The organism is Pectobacterium carotovorum (assembly GCF_900129615.1).
In the GTDB taxonomy this organism is placed as follows: Bacteria; Pseudomonadota; Gammaproteobacteria; order Enterobacterales; family Enterobacteriaceae; genus Pectobacterium; species Pectobacterium carotovorum.
Map to the genome: position 1 here is coordinate 739,115 of NZ_FQWI01000001.1, position 19,614 is coordinate 758,728.

Here is a 19,614-nt window from a genome sequence, read left to right on the forward strand (position 1 = left end):
AATGCCATCCGCAGGGTACGTGCTACAGGGGATTATCTATGGCGTACAACCTACAACGGGAACCACAACTCACGGGCTACGAGGATTTATTTTCGGCGGCATCCTCCTCCGCCTGTTCTTTGATTTCTTCATACTGGAGCGAGAGCGGGCCGCACCAGCGCTGCGCCAGCCAACTGGCCACCACCACCAGCAGCCAGCTAATTAACGTCGCCACCACCAAATCCTGCGGCCAATGCATGCCGAGTACCAGACGGCTGCCCATCACGCCGCTGGCCCAGAGCATCAAGATCACCACCGTTTTATAATGCCGACGCGCCCACAACAGCCCGACGCCCAGCAGCGCCCAGGTTGCGGCAAACATGGTGTGGCCGGAGGGGAAAGCAAAGCCGGTTTCAAACTGCCAGTGGCTGCGCAGCCACTGTGGAATCTGCGTTTGGTCCTGCAATTGCGTTTTCACCAGTTCCGAGCGCTCCTTGCGCGGCAGCGAATAGAAATAGCTGTCGTCCACCTGATGATTTTTCTCCAGCCAGACCACATAGGGCCGTGATTCCTGCACCCACTCTTTAATCGCCGATTTGATTCCCTGCCCAATCAGCACCGTAATCGCCATGATGACCAGCAGGCCGAGCGCAGGTTTCAGGCGAAAACGCAGACACCAGAGAAACCAGATACCCAGCACGATGCTGGTCAAAATTCCCCACGGCGATGTCACCGTTTCTGTAATCCAGAAGAGTACACGTAACCAGAGCCCGTCGTACTCCGGTTGCCACTGCCAACCGCTCATCCAGATAATCATTGGCATAATCAGTAATAGCGCTGCACCAATGGTGGTTCGTTTGGCAATTTCGTACATAATTTCTTCCCATAATTCAGCATGATGCCTTGCAACAAAACTTTCACAATTCTATCAGAAAATCCGACATGAACTGTCAGTATGGCGTAAAATAGCGCTCAGTTCTGTCAACGAACCTGAAACCAAACCGCGGTAAGGCCACGTTGTAATTCAATTTTTGTGATGTTCTTAAGCAGGCTTTTTTGCTGGTCAAGCGCGATAGGCAGCAGTAGGATTCGCCTCAGCATTCTTGTTTTTTGAACATGGTTTTTTGGACACAGCTTTTTTGGATACAGATTTTTTGGAGAAAAGTATGCAGCTAAAACGGGTGGCGGAAGCCAAGTTACCCACCCCGTGGGGCGATTTTCTGATGGTAGGTTTTGAAGAGATCGCCACGGGTCACGATCACCTCGCATTGGTCTATGGTGATATTTCCGGTTCAGTTCCCGTACTTGCTCGCGTGCATTCCGAGTGCCTGACAGGGGATGCCTTGTTTAGCCTGCGCTGTGATTGTGGTTTTCAGCTTGAGGCTGCATTGGGCCACATCGCCGAAGAAGGTCGCGGCGTGCTGCTATACCACCGTCAGGAAGGCCGTAATATTGGGCTGCTCAATAAAATCCGCGCGTATGCGTTGCAGGATCAGGGTGCCGATACGGTGGAAGCCAACCATCAGCTTGGGTTCGCCGCTGACGAGCGCGATTTCACGCTGTGCGCTGACATGTTCAAGCTGCTGGATGTTGATGAAGTTCGCCTGCTGACCAATAACCCGCAGAAAGTGAAAATACTCAACGAAGCAGGCATTAATATCGTTGAGCGCGTGCCATTAATCGTCGGGCGCAACCCGAAGAATGAGAACTATCTGGCGACCAAGGCCGCCAAAATGGGGCACCTGCTGGATATGAAATAACGATCCCGTTTCGCGTCAGGATCGTTTCTTTCAATGCTCACAGCCGGTTTTTAACCGGCTGTTTTATTGGGATCAGTGCTTGAGGATGTACATGTCTTGCGTGTAATAATCACCACGCACATTGGGAGAAAAACCGCCAATATAGGTCTTAACCATCTGTGGCTGAACATAGTAGTAGATGGGCAGTAATGGAACCGTGTTATCTAAAATATCCGAGGCCTGTTGATAAATCGCCTCTTTCTCCTGCTTATCCTTCACCGTCAGCGCTTTTTTCAACAACGCATCATACTGTGCATTACTGAATTTACCGTTGTTGTTGCTGTCATTCGTTTCCAGAGTATTCAAGAACGTACTGGCTTCATTGTAATCCCCCGTCCAGGACTGTCTGACCACCTCAAAGTTACCGGTACGTACGGTATCCAGCATCGTTTTCCATTCCTGATTTTGCAGCGTCACTTCCAACCCAAGATTCTTTTTCCACATTGAACTGGCAGCAATCGCCACGCGTAAATGCGATTCGGAGGTGTTGTAAAGCAGGTTGAATTTCAGCGGATGTTTTTCATCAAACCCAGCCTCTTTCAACAGTTTCTTCGCTTCCTCATTACGCTGTTGCTGTGTCCAGTTTGCCCACTCAGGATCCTTGCGCTGAAAGCCACTTACATTTTTAGGAATCAAACTGTAAGCGGGTGTCTGCCCCATACCGAGTACGTTGTTTGCGATGATATTTTTATCCAAACTGAGATCCAGTGCGCGACGGACGCGGGGATCGTCAAAAGGAGCTTTTTTCATATTGAAGCGATAGAAATAGGTAGCCAGCAGCGGCGAAACTTTCACCTCCTGTGGGTACTCTTTTTGCAACGATGCAAATTGAACCGGCGACAAGATACCCGTGACATCAATTTCGCCGGATTTATAGCGATTCAACTCCGCCGCCTGCGAGCTGATCGGCAGGTACGTCACTTTGTTAATCACGGTATGCGCGTTATTCCAATACTGGCTATTGCGCTTGCCGACGATCCGTTCGTTAACCACCCATTCGCTCAGCGTATAGGGGCCGCTGCTGACAAAATTCCCGACCTGCGTCCAGTTATCAGGGTGTTTTTCGAGAACCGCTTTCGGCAGTGGGACCAGAATATGGTACGCCGACATTTCCAGGAAATACGACAGCGGGTGTTCCAGCGTGACTTCAACCGTGCGACTATCCAAGGCTTTCACACCCAGCGAATCCGGCGCTTTCTTGCCCGCCAGAATATCCGCCGCGTTCTTCACATACATACTGGCAACGTAGGTGCCGTAAGGCGACAGCGTTTTAGGGTCGCTAAGGCGTCGCCAGCTATAAACCACATCATCCGCAGTAATTGGTGAACCATCGGACCATTTGGCATCAGGCCGCAGGTGGAATGTCCACACCGTATTGTCTTTATTATCCCAGCGCTCGGCCAATCGCGGCTGAATGGTACCGTCATCGCCCACACGTACCAGATTATCGAAGAAGTCATTGATAATGTGGCCTTCGACATCGCTTTCCACCTTATGCGGGTCCAATGAGGCAGGTTCTGACCCATTGCCTCGCACCAGCTCTTGCTTTTCCGCCAGCGCCGTCCCAGCAGGGACCTGTGCCGCAAAAGCCGATGTCATCGCCCCTGTTGCACACAGCGTGAGAAGCAGCAGCGAATGTTTAAAGCGTTTTTTGATCAACTCATTCATATAACCTCCTGTTATATCTCTGTCATCCTTCAAGCTACATTGGCAAGAGTGCCTCGCTCGTCTCGTCTGGGGCTTGCTCATGGAAAGTCCACGCGGCACCGAGTCAAGACGACGGCGTGTTGTCTTGCAACCTGAACGATGAGGACATGGCTGGGCAATAATTTTTACTTATTCCCCATGTAGTTAGCATCACTACAACATAACCATAATTCGCCTGAGGATACAAGAGTTTAATGTGGGAAAACGTGCGCTGGTGCGGAGGAAAGCATGCACCAGCGCGGCAGGGCTCAGAGAGAAAGTAGTTCTACAGCATATTGCGGATAACGTAGTGCAGAATGCCGTCGTTCTGGTAGTAGGTCAGTTCGTTGCGGGTGTCGATGCGGCAACGGGTCTTGATCGTCTGCGTATTGCCATCAGCATCAGTGATGTTCACCTCGACCGTTGCCCCCGGCGTCAGCTGATTTAATCCCGTAATTGAAATCTGCTCGTCCCCGGTGAGTTTCAGCGTTTTACGCGTCACGCCGTCAGGAAACTCCAGCGGCAGAATCCCCATCCCGATCAGGTTAGAACGGTGAATACGTTCGAACGATTCGGCAATCACCACGCGGACACCCAGCAAACGCGGACCTTTCGCGGCCCAGTCACGGCTGGAGCCGGAGCCATACTCTTTACCAGCAAACAGCGCCAGCGGGACATTGTCGTCCTTGTAACGCATCGCCGCATCATAGATCGTCATCTCATTCTGCGACGGGATGTGGCGGGTATAGCCACCCTCTTTACCCGGCACCATTTCATTACGGATACGGATGTTGGCAAACGTCCCGCGCATCATCACTTCGTGGTTACCGCGCCGTGAACCGTAAGAGTTGAATTCCGCCGTTTCGACGCCGCGCTCCAGCAAATATTTTCCTGCCGGGCTATCGCGCTTGATGTTGCCTGCTGGTGAGATATGGTCCGTTGTGACCGAATCGCCCAGCATCGCCAGAATACGTGCATTGTGGATATCCTGAACTGGCTCAGGTTCTTTTCCCATGTCCAGGAAGAAAGGCGTCTGGCGAATATAGGTCGACTCTTCCGGCCATTGATAGGTGGGGTTGTTGTCGACCTCGATATCTTGCCACTCCTGCGTGCCTTCAAACACGGCGGCATACTGTTTGTGGAACATGCCAGCGCTGACGTTCAATACTGCGTCCGCCACCGCTTTAGTCGACGGCCAGATATCTTTTAGGTAGACGGCTTTCCCGTCACGATCTTCACCCAACGGTTCTTGCGTCAGATCGACGTTCATATTCCCCGCCAGCGCATACGCGACCACCAGCGGCGGCGATGCCAGCCAGTTCGTCTTCACCAGCGGATGAATACGACCTTCAAAGTTGCGGTTGCCTGACAGCACGGCGCCAACTGTCAGATCGCCTTCTTTTATCGCCGCTTCAATCGCATCCGGCAGCGGGCCGGAGTTACCGATACAGGTGGTACAGCCGTAGCCCACCAGATTGAACCCCAGTTCGTCGAGGAACGGCGTCAATCCCGCTTTGGCATAGTAATCCGTTACGACCCGCGAGCCCGGTGCCAGCGAGGTCTTAACCCACGGCTTGGTTTTCAGACCGCGCTCGACGGCATTTTTCGCCAGCAGTCCGGCCGTCATCAGCACGCTCGGGTTGGAGGTATTGGTGCAGGACGTGATCGCGGCGATCACGACGGCACCCTGCTGTAAACGGTGCGTCTCGCCTTCCAGCGTGAATTCTTCATAGTCAGAACGGTTCTTCACCGTGCTGACTTCCAGCTCCCGGCTGGCTTTAAAGGCTTCCGGTACACCCGCTAAAGGCACACGATCCTGCGGGCGTTTCGGCCCTGCCAGGCTGGTTTCCACCGTTGCCAAATCCAGCGCAAGCTGGCTGGTAAATACCGGTTCATCACCCGCATTACGCCACAGCCCCTGCTGCTTACTGTAGGCTTCCACCAGCGCAATTTGTTCTTCTGCACGGTTGGTCAAGCGCATGTAATCCAGCGTAATTTGGTCGATAGGGAAGAAGCCACAGGTCGCGCCATATTCCGGTGCCATATTGGCGATGGTCGCACGATCCGCCAGCGGCAGCGAATCCAATCCATCACCGTAAAATTCCACAAACTTACCGACCACGCCGTGTTTACGCAGCATCTGCGTGACCGTCAGGACCAGATCGGTTGCCGTGATCCCTTCGCGCATCTTGCCGCTTAGCTTGACGCCGACCACATTGGGGATCAGCATCGAAACAGGCTGCCCCAGCATCGCTGCCTCAGCCTCTATCCCGCCGACGCCCCAGCCGAGCACGCCTAAACCGTTAATCATCGTGGTATGCGAATCGGTTCCTACCAGCGTATCAGGATAGGCAAACTGTTTGTCGCCCTGCTTTTCGTACCAGATGGCCTTGGCGAGATATTCCAGATTCACCTGATGGCAAATCCCGGTTCCCGGTGGCACGACGCTGAAGTAGCTAAAAGCATTTTGCCCCCAGCGCAAAAACTCATAACGCTCACGGTTACGCGCCATTTCGAGCTGCGTGTTATCTGTGAGCGCCTGACGATCGCCGAAGTGGTCCACCGTCACCGAGTGGTCAATAACCAGATCGACCGGCGACAGCGGGTTCACCTTATTCACATCGCCGCCCAGCCGTTTCACCGCCGCTCGCATCGCCGCCAGATCGACCACGGCAGGCACGCCGGTAAAGTCCTGCATCAAGACGCGCGCGGGACGATAGGCAATTTCCCGGTCAACGTGACCCGTTTTCAGCCAGTCGACGACCGCCTGAAGATCGTCCTGCTCTACCGTGTCGCCGTCCTGATGACGCAACAAATTCTCCAGCAGCACCTTGAGCGATTTCGGTAATTTATCGATGTTCCCAAGCGTTTTCGCCGCCTTCGGCAGGCTGTAGTAATGGTAAATCTGCTTCTGTACCGTCAGTGTGTCCAGACAAGTGTCGCGAAGGTGTGATGACATGCTTCCTCCCAAATTAACTTGCTATTCGTTATTCTGCATCGGGCGATTAATGAATAACCAGCCTGAGCTTGCGGTCTTATTTAAAGATAACACAAACAAAAAATAACGTTTTTGCAACAATGCGATATGAATGCAGCGATAGCCGTTAGCTATTGAAAAGAGGCAAATCAGAATGAATGCCAATGGGGACGTGCAGGAGATGGAAAGCAGTCACGATAACGTACGGAAGAGAGCGAGGAGAAGAGAGAAGAGAGAAGAGAGAAGAGAGAAGAGAGAAGAGAGAAGAGAGAAGAGAAAAACGGCCCGAAGGCCGTCTGTCCCAGTGTATTAACCTGACGTTAATTTAGACATTCCCGGCTGCCATCACCGGTGCTTCTTCGTCGGCATGGTCATGGTCTCGCTCTTCCAGGTCATGGTTTCGTTCCAGTTTGGCAACAACTGCGGTCGCCATACCGTTACCAATCACATTGGTCGCCGTGCGGCCCATATCCAGGAACTGATCGATACCAATAATCAGCAAAATGCCCGCTTCGGGTAAGCTGAACATCGGCAAGGTGGCAGCGACCACCACGACCGCGGCGCGTGCCACGCCGGCCATACCTTTACTGGTGATCATCAGCGTCAGCAGAATCAGAGTCTGCTCCGTCAGGCTTAAATGGATATTGTAAGCCTGCGCGATAAACAGAATGGCGAAAGCCTGATAGATCATGGAGCCGACAAGGTTAAAGGAATACCCCAACGGGAGTACGAAGCTGGTGATTTTTTTGGGAACGCCGAATTCGCTCAGCGCTTCCATCGTTTTCGGGTAAGCCGCTTCGCTACTGGCGGTGGCAAATGCCAGCATACTGGGTTCGCGCAGCAGTTTGATCAGGCCCCAGGTTGCTTTCTTACCGAGGAACAGCGCGCCAGCCCCGAACATAAGTCCCCATAGCAACGCCAGCCCAAGGTAGAACTCACCAATCACCTTGCCAAAGTCGAGGAGCAGCCCCAGGCCTTCGGTCGTAATAGACGACGCCAACGAGGAAAATACTGCAAGAGGCGCTAACCGCATGACATAGTCCGTCACTCGGAACATCACTTTCGCCAGTTCCTCTATCATCGATTCCATCGTGACGGCATGTTTATTCTGGCCTTTCACAAAAGCCAGCGCGGAACCGAAGAACATAGAGAACACCAAAATCTGCAATATTTCGTTATTCGCCATCGCTTCGACGATGCTACGTGGAAATATATGGGCAATGAAACTTTTCAGTGTAAAGCCACCGGTATTCACGCCGGTCTCTACCGCTATTGGCGTACTGGGAATGGCGAGATTCATTCCAACGCCTGGCTCGAAGATATTGGCTAACATCATGCCAATAAAAAGGGAGACCACGGAAGAACAAATAAACCACACCATCGCCTTCAGCCCTATTCGGCCGACAGAAGAAGAATTCCCCATGCTAGCAAGTCCGGAGACCAATGTGGCGAAGACCAATGGCGCAATGATCATTTTTATCAGGCGCAGAAAAACATCGGTCACTAAATTAAAGTAGGATACGACCTCTTTGGCTTCCTGCGCCGTTAATAAAGCATGACAGGCCCCGCCGACAATAATCCCAAGAAGAATAGCCAAGGCTATAAAAAACAATAACCTGTTCTTTTTCATAGTAACCTCATGATAATGAATAGAATCAGACAATACGCATTATTAGCAAACATGAGTCGCCTAACGCAATGGCGTAAGCAACTTATGGCTTATCCGATTTTTTTCGGCGTATTCTCTGTGTCTTGATGTGATGATAATAGTTACTCGGGAAGCGTATTTACTTTTCTATCCGTGATGGAAGAAATGTCGACGAGACGTAACGTATAATTGGAAATATCGCCATGCATTAATATTGCGTACGCGCTACGGAAACCTTTTGACATAACTACCCCTCCTTTATTACATGCGATAAATAAAGGGGTAGTGTAATCAACTTCACTTTGAAATAATTCCCCTTCATACCTTTTCCTATTTTTCTTTTAAATATCCATTAGACGCTAACCATGGGGAATAACTTAAATCGACGTTATCATGAAAAATACGAAATCAGTCACTAATGAAATTTTTCTTATCAAGAGATTTAGTAATGATTAATTAACCGCTATAAATCATGCGTCGAAAAACGCCTCCCAGACCTATCCTTTCTCCCCTCTGCCTATCGCGCCCAGAAGTTGTCCTCACAATCCGTAACGCTGCTGTTTCTACCCCAGCCAAAAGCGGCCTAGGTCACATGCTACATAGCTTTATCAATCGTCTTCGTTAAAATCAGCAAGATCGCCCCAGAATGACGTATAAAAATTTGGTTTTGCACCGCAAAAATCGCCAAAATTTCACGCGGAAATCATACATAAGGAGTATTTTGCAAGAGGCCTCACACTCTCCCGTTACGTTTTGTTGTAAAAAAACCACATGCCGTTATTCAACAATCATCAGCGCATGTGTTGATGGAAAAATAATAATAGGAAGGGGTTTCCATGAAACTGTTTTACAAAGCTGAAAGCAGTTCTCTTTTTACACACATTGTTTTGATCGAATCCAAATTGGAATTCAAGCTGGAGAAGGTCAATCTGCGCACGAAAAAGACAGAGCGTGGCACCGACTATACGTTCATCAACCCGAAAGGGATGGTGCCCGCGTTAGAGCTAGATGACGGGTCTGTTCTGACTGAAGGTGTCGCTATCGCCGAGTACATTGCCGATCTGGTTCCACACTGTAACCTTATCGCTCCTACCGGCAGCATGGCGCGCTACCATACACTCGAATGGCTGAATTACATCTCTGCGGAACTGCACAAAACGTTTACGCCGCTCTTCCGTCCTGGTACGCCGGAAACGTATAAAGAGCTACTGATGGAGTATTTGCAGGTCAAATTCCGTTATATCAATCTGGTGTTAAGTGAACAGAACTATCTGGTCGCCAACCGCTTCAGTATCGCCGATGCGTATCTGTTTACCGTAATGCGCTGGGCGCAGTCGCTAAAACTGGATATGTTCCGCTACCCTGCGCTGGCGGCTTACCTCGACCATATTGCCGAGCGCCCTTCCGTCGTTACCGCGCTTAAGGTTGAAAGGTTGAAAGGCTAACATGCAATAACGCCCCGGTATTCGGGGCGTTATACGTTTTACGACAGGCGAATCGCCTGGAAGTGATGACGCGGATTGGCAATCCCATCCTGAGCCGCAACCAGCTGTAGCTCATACTCATTCATCTCTTTCGTCACCAGCATGACTTCATAGACCGCCGCCGTGGTGTGCTCCAAGGCTTTATCCAACGCTACACCCTTCAGCAAGTTCACCAACAGTAATCCACTGGTCAAATCGCCCACGCCTACTGGTTGACGTTCAAACTCTACCAGCGGGCGGCTGATGTGCCAGGCATCCGTCGGCGTCACCAGCAGCATTTCAAAGCTATCTTCACGCGTGGCCGCTCGGCTAAGGTGCTTCACCAGAACGATTTTTGGCCCTTTTGCACACAGCGCACGCGCAGTCTCTACGGCTTCCGTCACGTTATGCACGGTACGACCGCCAAGCAGTTCCAGTTCAGGCAGATTCGGCGCAATAATGTCGGCCGCTAGCAGCGACTGCTGGCAGTGGAAATCAGACACGCCGGGCGCAACGATACAACCTTTCTCCGGCGTACCCATCACTGGATCGCAGAAATACAGCGCATCAGGATTAGCCGCTTTCACCTGACGAACAATACCCAGAATATGTTCCCCTTGCTCGGCGGAGCCGATATAGCCGCTCAACACCGCATTACAGGTCTTCAGTTTGTCGATATTCGCAATTCCCTGCACCACGTCGGTCAGGTGGCTGGCTGGCATCACACACCCTGTCCAGTGACCGTATTGGGTATGGTTAGAGAACTGCACCGTATTCAACGGCCAAACGTTTGCGCCCATCCGACGCATCGGAAACTCTGCCGCGCTGTTACCGGCATGACCAAAAACGACATGTGATTGGATGGAAAGTATATTTTTCATTAGCTATGACTCAGATCCTTGCCAGCGCCTGTGCGCCTCAACTTACAAGAAGAAAGGGAGCTAACGCTCCCTTATCGGTAATGCTTATGCTTTCCAGCAGATCAGGCAGTAGTGCTTTTTGCCACGACGCAGCAAGGTGTAGCGATCAAACAGGCGGTCGGAATCGCTGAAGGTATATTCAGGATCGGCCTGTTTTTCGCCGTTAATCGTTACCGCATTCGAAGAAATCATCGTACGGGCCTGACCGCGTGATGGCACCAGCTCAGCGCTGACCAGCGCCTGTTGCAAATCCGCACCGTTTTCCAGTTCGATAATCGGCATACCATCTTGCGCCAGCTGCGCAAAATCGTCCTGCGTCATATCCTGCAATGCGCCAGAGAACAGGCTTTGTGTAATGCGGCGAGCTGCTTCCAGACCTGCTTCGCCGTGAACCATACGGGTCACTTCTTCCGCCAGCACGTACTGTGCGCGTGGAGCCTTGCCGCTATTTTTATCTTCTTCTTCCAGCGCATCGATGTCTTCGAGGCTCATGAACGTGAAGAATTTCAGGAAGCGGTACACATCAGCATCTGCCGTGTTGATCCAGAATTGGTAGAATTTGTAAGGACTGGTCTTGCTGGCATCTAACCAGATTGCGCCGCCTTCCGTTTTACCGAATTTCGTCCCATCAGATTTGGTGATCAGCGGTACGGTCAAACCGTAAACCTGTTTCTGGTTCATGCGGCGCGTCAAGTCGATACCGGACGTGATGTTACCCCATTGGTCAGAGCCACCGATTTGCAGTTCGACATCATGCTGCTTGTTCAGCGAGGCGAAGTCGTATCCCTGCAACAGGTTGTAAGAAAACTCGGTGAACGAAATACCGACGTCATCACGGTTTAAACGCTGTTTGACGGCTTCTTTGCTAATCATCTGATTAACGGAGAAGTGTTTGCCGATATCACGCAGGAAATCCAGCACGTTCATATTGCCGAACCAATCGTAGTTATTGGCGGCGATCGCGCTGTTTTTGCCGCAGTCAAAATCCAGGAATGGAGAAACCTGACGACGAATTTTCTCTACCCACTCACCCACAGTTTCAGCCGTGTTCAGCTTACGCTCGGTGGCTTTAAAGCTTGGGTCACCGATCAGCCCCGTGGCACCACCAACCAGCGCAACCGGCTTGTGGCCAGACAGTTGGAAACGTTTCAGGCAGAGCAGCGGCACCAGATGCCCCAAATGCAAGCTGTCGGCGGTGGGATCAAAACCGCAATACAGTGCAATTGGCCCTTGCGCCAGCCGCTCTGCTAACGCTTCCTCATCCGTCACCTGGGCAATCAAGCCCCGCTCTTGCAATTGTTTAATCAGGTTACTACTCGCCATCGATAACTCCATTTTTATAAAAATAGGCCGTTACGTTCCCAATTAGGTTTACGCACAACGCCGTGAGAGATGCGCAGCATACCTGTCTGCTGTCGCATGATGATTTCGCTGCTGGATGGCTTTACGCAACCGACTATGAACGCCATATCGCCGCGCAATGCCCAGTCAGCGCGAAACCTCATAGGATAAAGTGCTGATGATAGGAGCGCCAGCGTTTAACACGGATATTTCGCGATTAAGGCGCTAAACGATCGATCTGCCAGCCCTCGTCCTGCCGCTGGTAGAAAAATCGGTCATGCAGGCGGTGTTCACCGCCCTGCCAAAACTCGACAGAATCGATAACGACGCGGAAGCCGCCCCAGAAGCTCGGCAAAGGCACCTCACCATTCTGGAATTTTTGCTTCAATTCCAAAAACTTGCTTTCCAGCACGCCGCGCGCTGAAATCCGGCTGGACTGCTTTGATACCCACGCGCCAATCTGGCTGTCTTTCGGGCGGCTGTGGAAATATTTCAGCACCTCAAGCGCTGGCAGCTTCTCTACGCGTCCCAGCACGATGACCTGCCGCTCCAGCATATGCCAAGGAAACAGCAGGCTGATGCGTGGATTGTTTTCCAGATGATGGGCTTTGCGGCTGCCCATATTGGTATAAAACACCATGCCTTTCTCATCATAATGTTTCAGCAGAACGATACGCTGATAAGGCTGCCCGTGCTCATCCACGGTTGCGACGGACATCGCGGTAGGATCGGCCAGTTTTGCGTCGCAGGCCTGCTTCAGCCAGCGTTCAAATAAATCCAGCGGGTTCGCGGGCAGATCGCTACGGCGAAGCCCGCCACGCGTGTATTCACGGCGGATGTCAGCAATATCGGCGGGTTGAATAAGAGGAGAACCGTCAGAAGGGGAGCGTTCCTGAGTCATAATATCCTGCTGTCGCAATGTCGGGCCAGAAGCGGGCGAAAATCCCATTTTGCTCCCGTACCCGAAAAATCGCAATCAGCAGCGACACCACTAGCGTGTGGCGTCAGTTACATCGGTGCCAACACGCAGTCGTCTACGATAACCCGTTCACCCCGTTGGATAAATGCACGATCGCCTTTGCTCCAGAAGGTGTAGGTATCATTGCTGTATCTGACGCCAGAAGCAGACACCACTTGAGGGAGCGTCAGACGTTCACCGTCCAACAGGAAACTCACCTGCGGAGTCGCTTCACCGCCCTGCTGTAGCGTCACGGTTAGCGGCATTGTGCCGCATTGATAATGCAGCGTTTCCACCGTCTGTTTATGGCCAAAATAGCTGCATCCGCTCAGCAGAATCAGCGCTGTCCCTGTCAGCAATCGTTTCATTTTTTTCTCCTGTCATTCTTGTCGATGGCGGCAACTGACGCTGCCGCGCATTTAAGTTTAACAAGAGGATAACTATGAACCTCTCGGCAAAATCTGATTAATCCGCGTTGACCGGATAAATCGCGCCTAACACCGTTTCCTGACTCGCACCCGTGACGGAAGGCAGATTACCCGGCAGCCCTGATAGCGTGCGGGACGCCAGCCAGGCAAATGCCAGCGCTTCCATATCATCGCCGCTCACGCCACACTCATCCGTCGTGCTGACTTCGATACCCGGCAGCAGTGCCGAAAGACGCGCCATAATGAGCGGGTTACGCGCGCCACCGCCGCAAACCAGTAAGCGTTCGCATCCACCGACCAACAGCACCTGTTCAGCGATGCTCATAGCCGTTAACTCAACCAGCGTCGCCTGAACATCCTGCGGCGCTGTCGGCGGCAGGCCAGCCAGCATTCTTTCCAGCCAGCCCAGATTGAAATACTCACGGCCAGTGCTTTTGGGCGCTCGCAACGCAAAATAAGGATCGGTCAACATTCGGCGTAGCAATAGCGGATTTACCTGACCGCTCATCGCCCACACGGCGTCTTTATCATACGGCTGCGCACAGTGCCGCCAGATCCAGGCATCCAACAGCATATTCCCGGGACCGGTGTCGTAGCCGCGCACGGGCGCACCCGGCACCAACAGCGATAGATTGGCGATGCCCCCGATGTTGAGCACGATGCGACGCTCAACAGGATGCAGCAGCAACGCATGATGGAATGATGGCACCAGCGGAGCGCCCTGCCCGCCATAAGCCAAATCGCGGCGGCGAAAATCACCTACGGTCGTGATGCCAGTCAAGGCGGCAACGCGGTTATTATCGCCGATCTGCAACGTGCAAGGCGCATCGCCCGTGGGCTCATGCCAGACCGTCTGTCCGTGGCAGCCGATCGCGGTGATGTCCTCCGCACTCAGTTCCGTCTCTTTAAGCAGCGTCAGCACAGCTTCGGCAAACAAGATGCCCAGACGCGTATCCAACTGCCCCAGCGCCGACAGCGTCACCGCCTGTCCCTGACACATCCCCAGGATGGCCATTTTGATGTCCTGGGGTATCGGGTGACAGTAGCTGGCCTGCTGAGCAACCGTATGTTCGTCAATCGCGGCTAGCACAACATCCACACCATCAAGGCTGGTGCCGGACATTACGCCAATATATCTGCCTGATCTCATTATATAGCCTTTGCCCCTGTGGGATAAAAAGAGAACACCGATAACAACCGTTACGTTGAGAATAAAAGTAGCACGTTAACACGCTGAATTATTAAATTTTTTACGTTTTTGCCACACGGGTTAGGTTTTAACCAAATGTCGGTTTTTGATAATATTTGCTACAAAAAAATCCCTTTCTCGTACTATTTACTGCTCTGTTTATACGCAATTTAAGCGCACTATCATATTCTGAAAAAAAGAGTAAAAAGAGTGGCATGCTACACTGAGCCAGACCATAATTTATTGGTATAACACTGCGTCGGCCGAGGCTGAGCCAGCCCGACATATTCGCAATTAAGGAGTTTGTATTATGATGAAGCGTTTACTTGTGGTTACCCTTGCTGGTATCACGCTGGCTGGTTGTGCTAATACCAGTACGCTTTCAGGTGATGTTTACAGCGCCTCCGAAGCTAAACAGGTACAAACCGTGACCTACGGGACGATTGTTTCTATGCGTCCGGTTCAAATTCAGGCGGGAGAAGATTCTAACGTGATCGGCGCGCTGGGCGGTGCTGTGCTGGGTGGTTTCCTGGGCAACACTATCGGTGGCGGTTCCGGTCGTAGCCTGGCGACAGCAGCTGGCGCAGTAGCCGGTGGTGTCGCGGGTCAAAGCGCTACGGGTGCGCTGAACCGCACACAGGGCGTAGAATTGGAAATTCGTCGTGATGATGGCAGTACCATCATGGTGGTACAGAAACAAGGCGATACGAAATTCAGCGCAGGTCAACGCGTTGCCATGGCCAGCAATGGCCGCAGTATTACCGTTTCCCCACGCTAATGCTGTGTGACGATCGCCACTTTCTGCGGCGATCGTCACAACGAATAATCAACTCCCGGAATAAATAACCAATAATCGATACCGGTAATATTGCCGGGATTTAATTCTCCCTCTGCGTAACCCAAATTTAGCTACGCTTGATTCTCATGTAATGCCAATATATTTTTCTCAAGACGCGAAACCAGCAGCGCTAATTCATCAACCTGCTCCGGCGTAATACCAAATAAGACTTCACTACGTGTATGGCTAATTACACCATTGACTGCCTGTATGATTGGCTCTGCTGATTCAGTCAGCATAATACGTTTTGCCCGACGATCGTGCGCACAAACGTGGCGAGTGATTAACCCTTTTTCCTCAAGCTGATCCAGTGTTCGGACTAATGAGGGTTGCTCAATACCTATCGCTTTGGCGAGCTGAATCTGCGACTGCCCAGGGGGTAGATGGTATATGTTATGCAACGTGACCCAATGCGTCTGAGTCAGTTCAAGTGGTTTTAATCGATGATCGACCAGCGCACGCCATACGCGCACCAGACGGGCTAAATCAGATCCTAATGGCAATTCCATCACCTCTCCTTATTGTTAGCACGCTAAGTTATATCCCTGGATTGCAATCAACTCTGATTTATAAGAATAAAAAATGACTTTATTGTTGTAAAAATAGCTCCATCATGGAATGGATTCTATCAAATAAAAGTCTTTTAAAAATGATCTCAGGCTTATTTTATTCAATCGAACGCTCCTGCGTTGCTTAAACAAAATTTCACGTAAATAGATCATCTAAGACAAGATAACTTAAAACAACGATGGCTGACGGGACTCTGCTGGTGTATCGGATTTCTCTGAACGCTGTGACCGTTTCATTCTCTGCCGACACAAACGCAGCACATCCTGTTTCTGCGCATCACTCATTTGGCCCCAACTAAAGCGCTCATTACGACTGCGAAAGCAACCGCGACAATATCCGCCTTCATCCGCCTGACAAATACCACGGCATGGATTAGGGACAACAAAGAGTTCAAGTTGCTCTGGCACAACACCTCCTGCTACAACTCTATTTATTGAAGCCCTGTTCTTTACCGCTGGCAAGCCCAAACAGACAGTCACAATGAAAATAATTAGGTAACCATTGTAATAACTGACGATTTTTTTACACGTCAGGCAGCCTAAAATTGCCCCAACGCGCTATTTACCCCTCCTGAGAGTACGTTTTAACACAAACCTCACCGTAGTGTCGCATTTTTAGCATCATCCCAACAGCTTGGACTCGGTAGAGCCACAACGCTATACTTCCTTCTTTGTTGCACTTTTTAACGAGGACACTATGCGCTTACTTCACACCATGCTGCGTGTTGGCGATTTACAACGTTCTATCGATTTCTATACCCAAATCCTGGGCATGCGCGTGCTACGCACCAGCGAGAATACCGAATACAAATACACGTTGGCTTTTGTCGGTTATACCGAAGAGAGCGAAGGTGCGGTTATCGAACTGACCTACAACTGGGGCGTCGACAGCTATGATCTGGGCAACGCCTATGGTCATATTGCATTGGGCGTTGACGATGTTGCCGCAACCTGTGAGCGTATCCGCAAAGCGGGTGGCAATGTAACGCGCGAAGCGGGCCCGGTCAAAGGTGGCACAACCGTGATCGCATTCATCGAAGATCCAGACGGTTATAAAATCGAATTGATCGAAAATGCCCATGCTGGTAACGGTATCGGTCACTAAGACCGCCACATTCTACAGGTGCTGCATCGGCACCTGTTCTCCCTCCTTCTTCTGCTACCTCCGCTGTTTGAAACAACAACGGGCATGCTGCATCTCCAGTCAAAATTTGCAATAATGCGCGCTGCGTTTTGCTAACAATTAAGAGAAAAATGGCTGATAAAAGTGATCTGAACGCCCTGAGCGGCCGTTTTCGTGGGTTTTACCCGGTAGTGATTGATGTTGAAACCGCCGGATTTAATGCGAAAACCGATGCCTTGCTGGAAGTTGCGGCGGTAACATTAAAAATGGATCAAGACGGTTGGCTAAAGCCAGATGAAACGCTACATTTTCATGTCGAACCTTTTGAGGGCGCGATTCTGGAGCCCGCCGCACTGGCATTTAACGGCATTGACCCCACCAACCCGCTGCGTGGCGCAGTGAGCGAATATGATGCGCTGCATGAAATTTTCAAAGTCGTGCGTAAAGGGATCAAAGATCAGGGCTGCAACCGCGCGATTATCGTGGCACATAATGCCACATTCGATCATAGCTTTATGGCCGCAGCAGCCGAGCGCTGTAGCCTGAAACGTAATCCCTTCCACCCTTTTGCCACTTTCGATACTGCAGCACTTAGCGGGCTGGTGTTAGGCCAAACGGTCCTCGCTAAAGCCTGTATTACCGCCGGTATTGCGTTTGATTCCAGCCAGGCGCACTCCGCGCTGTATGACACCAACCAGACGGCACTGCTGTTCTGTGAGTTGGTTAATCGCTGGAAACGTCTGGGCGGATGGCCGATTGCGCTGGAAGAGAATTCGCTGGAAGACGCGTCAGCTGAAGACTGAAAAGATTGAGATCAAAAAACGGGTGCCATAAAGGCACCCGTAGGAAGGATTTACGCTCGCATCGTAACAACATTTGACATCGTCATTACGCCAAACGAAAGCATTACTCTTGATCGGCCTGCTGCGCTTTGTATTTGTCTGCAGTCTCTTTGATCAGCGGCTGCAGTTCACCGCGCTGAAACATTTCAACCACGATATCACAACCGCCAATCAGCTCACCGTCAACCCACAGCTGTGGGAATGTCGGCCAGTTCGCGTATTTCGGCAGCTCAGCACGAATGTCTGGGTTCTGCAAAATATCAACATACGCAAAACGTTCGCCACAGGCAGACAACGCCTGAACCGTCTGTGCGGAAAAGCCGCAGCTTGGCAATTTCGGGGAGCCTTTCATATACAGCAGAATCGGGTTTTCAGCAATTTGGCGCTGAATTTTTTCAATTGTCGGTGTCGTCATCTTCTTGCTTCCTTAATTCTATAGGATGGCTAACGTCCAAAACGCTAGCCATGAGCCGCCGTCAGAGATGCTACGACAGCGACATTGACTCAGTGATATTGTACCGATGCCACTAGCCACAAAAAAACGCCATTTTTTGTAGGGTTATTTTTTCCTTAAAGTATTCATCGTTGATGAAATCAGCGTCAGAAAACGCTGATAAATCAATCGAAAAAATAACTATTAACGTTTTTTCACTATTCTGTATGAATAAAGCGACCATGCCCACTTTTTTATGACGCCGTTTTCAGGAATACTGTGAGGATTGAGCGAGTTAAGGATTATGTTCGGTCACTTTTATTATGCGCTTATTTATTACTCTTTTTATATTATTTTTCAGCAACCTATCCCTGAACGTGGTTCAGGCTGCGCCGTCTACCCCGCATTCTGTGCCGAAGAAAAGCGCCGTGGCAGAAACGAATAAGAAAAACCGTCAAACAAAGGGTAATGCTAAATCACCGACACCGATCAAAAGCAAAAAACCAGAACCTACCGCAGTCAGCAATAAAACCAAATCCCGTACCGCGAGCAAAACGACAGAAAAAAAACCGTCACGGACGCAAAGCAGCACGCCTGCGCTAGTGAAAAAAAATCTTAAAAAGCTGAAGCCTGAAGAAGAGAAACAAACAACGGCACAGGCCAGAGTCAAAACCGGGTTGAAGAAGACGGCACTCAAAGGCAAAGTGGAGAAAAATCCAGCGCCGACAGAAAAAGGAATGGCGCTAAGCGCAGCACATAAAAAACGCTATCAACATGCCAAAACGACCGCAATGAATAAGTTGATGAGCCAGATTGGTAAGCCTTACCACTGGGGCGGTTCCTCTCCCTTTACCGGATTCGACTGTAGCGGACTGGTTTATTACGCCTACAAAGATGTCGTTAAGATCCAAATTCCACGCACCGCAAACGAAATGTATCACCTGCGTGACGCCGCTCCGATAAAAAAGAGCGAGCTGGAAAGTGGCGATCTGGTCTTCTTCCGCATCAATAATCGTGGCGCAGCCGATCACGTCGGGGTTTATCTGGGTGAAGGGAAATTTATCCAGTCGCCGCGTACAGGCTCAGATATTCGTATCAGCAAGCTGAGTGAAGATTATTGGCAGGAACACTACGTTGGCGCGCGTCGTGTAGTGACACCGCAGACGATTCGTTAAGAGTGATAATAGGTTACATACGTCGAACAGAAGCAATTCAGACACGTTTTATGCATCATCAACGTGTCTGAATACCTAACCCGCACAAAATCATCGATCGGTTAGTTCAGTACCGCAGTAAAACTAAACACGATGATCACAGCCAGCGAACCAATGGTTGTCAGCAAAGACATCTTCAGATCTGTATCCATAAAATACTCCTTCAATTAGCGAACAAGTTCTATCTGCAAGCTTCATCTGAAAAGA

The 19,614-nt window shown here is 50.8% G+C and carries 19 protein-coding genes; 6 read left to right on the top strand and 13 right to left on the bottom strand.

Annotated features, from left to right (window positions below; translation table 11 throughout):
- Nucleotides 1–76: 76 nt before the first annotated feature.
- Nucleotides 77–853, bottom strand: a complete 777-nt coding sequence (gene pgpB / locus BUB06_RS03200; RefSeq protein WP_039471689.1) for a phosphatidylglycerophosphatase B — start codon at nt 851–853, stop codon at nt 77–79.
- Nucleotides 854–1,145: 292 nt separating this feature from the next.
- On the opposite strand from pgpB, the gene ribA reads away from it, so the two are divergent.
- Nucleotides 1,146–1,739 (top strand): GTP cyclohydrolase II, encoded by a 594-nt coding sequence (gene ribA, locus BUB06_RS03205; RefSeq protein ID WP_039471687.1) that lies wholly within the window; start codon nt 1,146–1,148, stop codon nt 1,737–1,739.
- A gap of 72 nt (nt 1,740–1,811) precedes the next feature.
- Here ribA and BUB06_RS03210 read toward each other — a convergent pair whose 3' ends face one another.
- The 3 genes from BUB06_RS03210 to BUB06_RS03220 form a co-directional block, all read right to left on the bottom strand.
- A complete protein-coding gene (locus BUB06_RS03210) occupies nt 1,812–3,446 on the bottom strand; it encodes an ABC transporter substrate-binding protein (RefSeq protein WP_039471685.1) in 1,635 nt (544 codons plus the stop codon).
- Between the two features lie 304 nt (nt 3,447–3,750).
- A complete protein-coding gene (gene acnA, locus BUB06_RS03215) occupies nt 3,751–6,423 on the bottom strand; it encodes an aconitate hydratase AcnA (protein WP_039471683.1) in 2,673 nt (890 codons plus the stop codon).
- Between the two features lie 343 nt (nt 6,424–6,766).
- Nucleotides 6,767–8,071 (bottom strand): dicarboxylate/amino acid:cation symporter, encoded by a 1,305-nt coding sequence (locus tag BUB06_RS03220; protein ID WP_039471681.1) that lies wholly within the window; start codon nt 8,069–8,071, stop codon nt 6,767–6,769.
- 854 nt (nt 8,072–8,925) lie between these two features.
- Here BUB06_RS03220 and gstA point away from each other — a divergent pair.
- Entirely contained in the window at nt 8,926–9,534 is a 609-nt protein-coding gene (gstA, locus tag BUB06_RS03225; protein ID WP_010276635.1) for a glutathione transferase GstA, read from the top strand.
- A gap of 38 nt (nt 9,535–9,572) precedes the next feature.
- Here gstA and pdxY read toward each other — a convergent pair whose 3' ends face one another.
- The 5 genes from pdxY to anmK form a co-directional block, all read right to left on the bottom strand.
- A complete protein-coding gene (pdxY, locus tag BUB06_RS03230; RefSeq protein WP_039471679.1) occupies nt 9,573–10,433 on the bottom strand; it encodes a pyridoxal kinase PdxY in 861 nt (286 codons plus the stop codon).
- 84 nt (nt 10,434–10,517) lie between these two features.
- The gene (gene tyrS / locus BUB06_RS03235) at nt 10,518–11,795 is read right to left on the bottom strand and encodes a tyrosine--tRNA ligase (RefSeq protein ID WP_039471678.1); all 1,278 of its coding nucleotides are present in this window, start codon (nt 11,793–11,795) and stop codon (nt 10,518–10,520) included.
- Between the two features lie 235 nt (nt 11,796–12,030).
- Complete coding sequence (gene pdxH / locus BUB06_RS03240; RefSeq protein ID WP_039471966.1) at nt 12,031–12,714, bottom strand: pyridoxamine 5'-phosphate oxidase; 684 nt, start codon at nt 12,712–12,714, stop codon at nt 12,031–12,033.
- A gap of 107 nt (nt 12,715–12,821) precedes the next feature.
- On the bottom strand, nt 12,822–13,139 hold the full coding sequence (locus BUB06_RS03245; protein ID WP_039359311.1) for an MliC family protein: 318 nt from the start codon (nt 13,137–13,139) through the stop codon (nt 12,822–12,824).
- 97 nt (nt 13,140–13,236) lie between these two features.
- Nucleotides 13,237–14,349: an anhydro-N-acetylmuramic acid kinase gene (anmK, locus tag BUB06_RS03250; RefSeq protein ID WP_039471676.1), complete on the bottom strand. Its 1,113-nt coding sequence runs from the start codon at nt 14,347–14,349 to the stop codon at nt 13,237–13,239.
- Nucleotides 14,350–14,698: 349 nt separating this feature from the next.
- Here anmK and BUB06_RS03255 point away from each other — a divergent pair, with 349 nt between their 5' ends.
- Nucleotides 14,699–15,166, top strand: a complete 468-nt coding sequence (locus BUB06_RS03255) for an outer membrane lipoprotein (RefSeq protein WP_005972534.1) — start codon at nt 14,699–14,701, stop codon at nt 15,164–15,166.
- A 131-nt stretch (nt 15,167–15,297) separates the two neighbouring features.
- On the opposite strand, the gene slyA is transcribed toward BUB06_RS03255, so the two are convergent.
- Nucleotides 15,298–15,735 (bottom strand): transcriptional regulator SlyA, encoded by a 438-nt coding sequence (gene slyA / locus BUB06_RS03260; RefSeq protein WP_010276609.1) that lies wholly within the window; start codon nt 15,733–15,735, stop codon nt 15,298–15,300.
- 228 nt (nt 15,736–15,963) lie between these two features.
- Nucleotides 15,964–16,203, bottom strand: coding sequence for a DUF1289 domain-containing protein (locus tag BUB06_RS03265; protein WP_072012993.1), 240 nt, complete (start codon nt 16,201–16,203; stop codon nt 15,964–15,966).
- Nucleotides 16,204–16,492: 289 nt separating this feature from the next.
- On the opposite strand from BUB06_RS03265, the gene gloA reads away from it, so the two are divergent.
- A complete protein-coding gene (gene gloA / locus BUB06_RS03270; protein ID WP_010276601.1) occupies nt 16,493–16,900 on the top strand; it encodes a lactoylglutathione lyase in 408 nt (135 codons plus the stop codon).
- A 149-nt stretch (nt 16,901–17,049) separates the two neighbouring features.
- Nucleotides 17,050–17,721, top strand: coding sequence for a ribonuclease T (gene rnt, locus BUB06_RS03275; RefSeq protein ID WP_010302281.1), 672 nt, complete (start codon nt 17,050–17,052; stop codon nt 17,719–17,721).
- Nucleotides 17,722–17,824: 103 nt separating this feature from the next.
- On the opposite strand, the gene BUB06_RS03280 is transcribed toward rnt, so the two are convergent.
- The gene (locus BUB06_RS03280; protein ID WP_010276591.1) at nt 17,825–18,175 is read right to left on the bottom strand and encodes a Grx4 family monothiol glutaredoxin; all 351 of its coding nucleotides are present in this window, start codon (nt 18,173–18,175) and stop codon (nt 17,825–17,827) included.
- 341 nt (nt 18,176–18,516) lie between these two features.
- Here BUB06_RS03280 and BUB06_RS03285 point away from each other — a divergent pair, with 341 nt between their 5' ends.
- A complete protein-coding gene (locus tag BUB06_RS03285) occupies nt 18,517–19,368 on the top strand; it encodes a C40 family peptidase (protein WP_039471673.1) in 852 nt (283 codons plus the stop codon).
- Between the two features lie 101 nt (nt 19,369–19,469).
- On the opposite strand, the gene cydH is transcribed toward BUB06_RS03285, so the two are convergent.
- Nucleotides 19,470–19,559: a cytochrome bd-I oxidase subunit CydH gene (gene cydH / locus BUB06_RS21870; RefSeq protein WP_102116387.1), complete on the bottom strand. Its 90-nt coding sequence runs from the start codon at nt 19,557–19,559 to the stop codon at nt 19,470–19,472.
- Nucleotides 19,560–19,614: the final 55 nt, after the last annotated feature.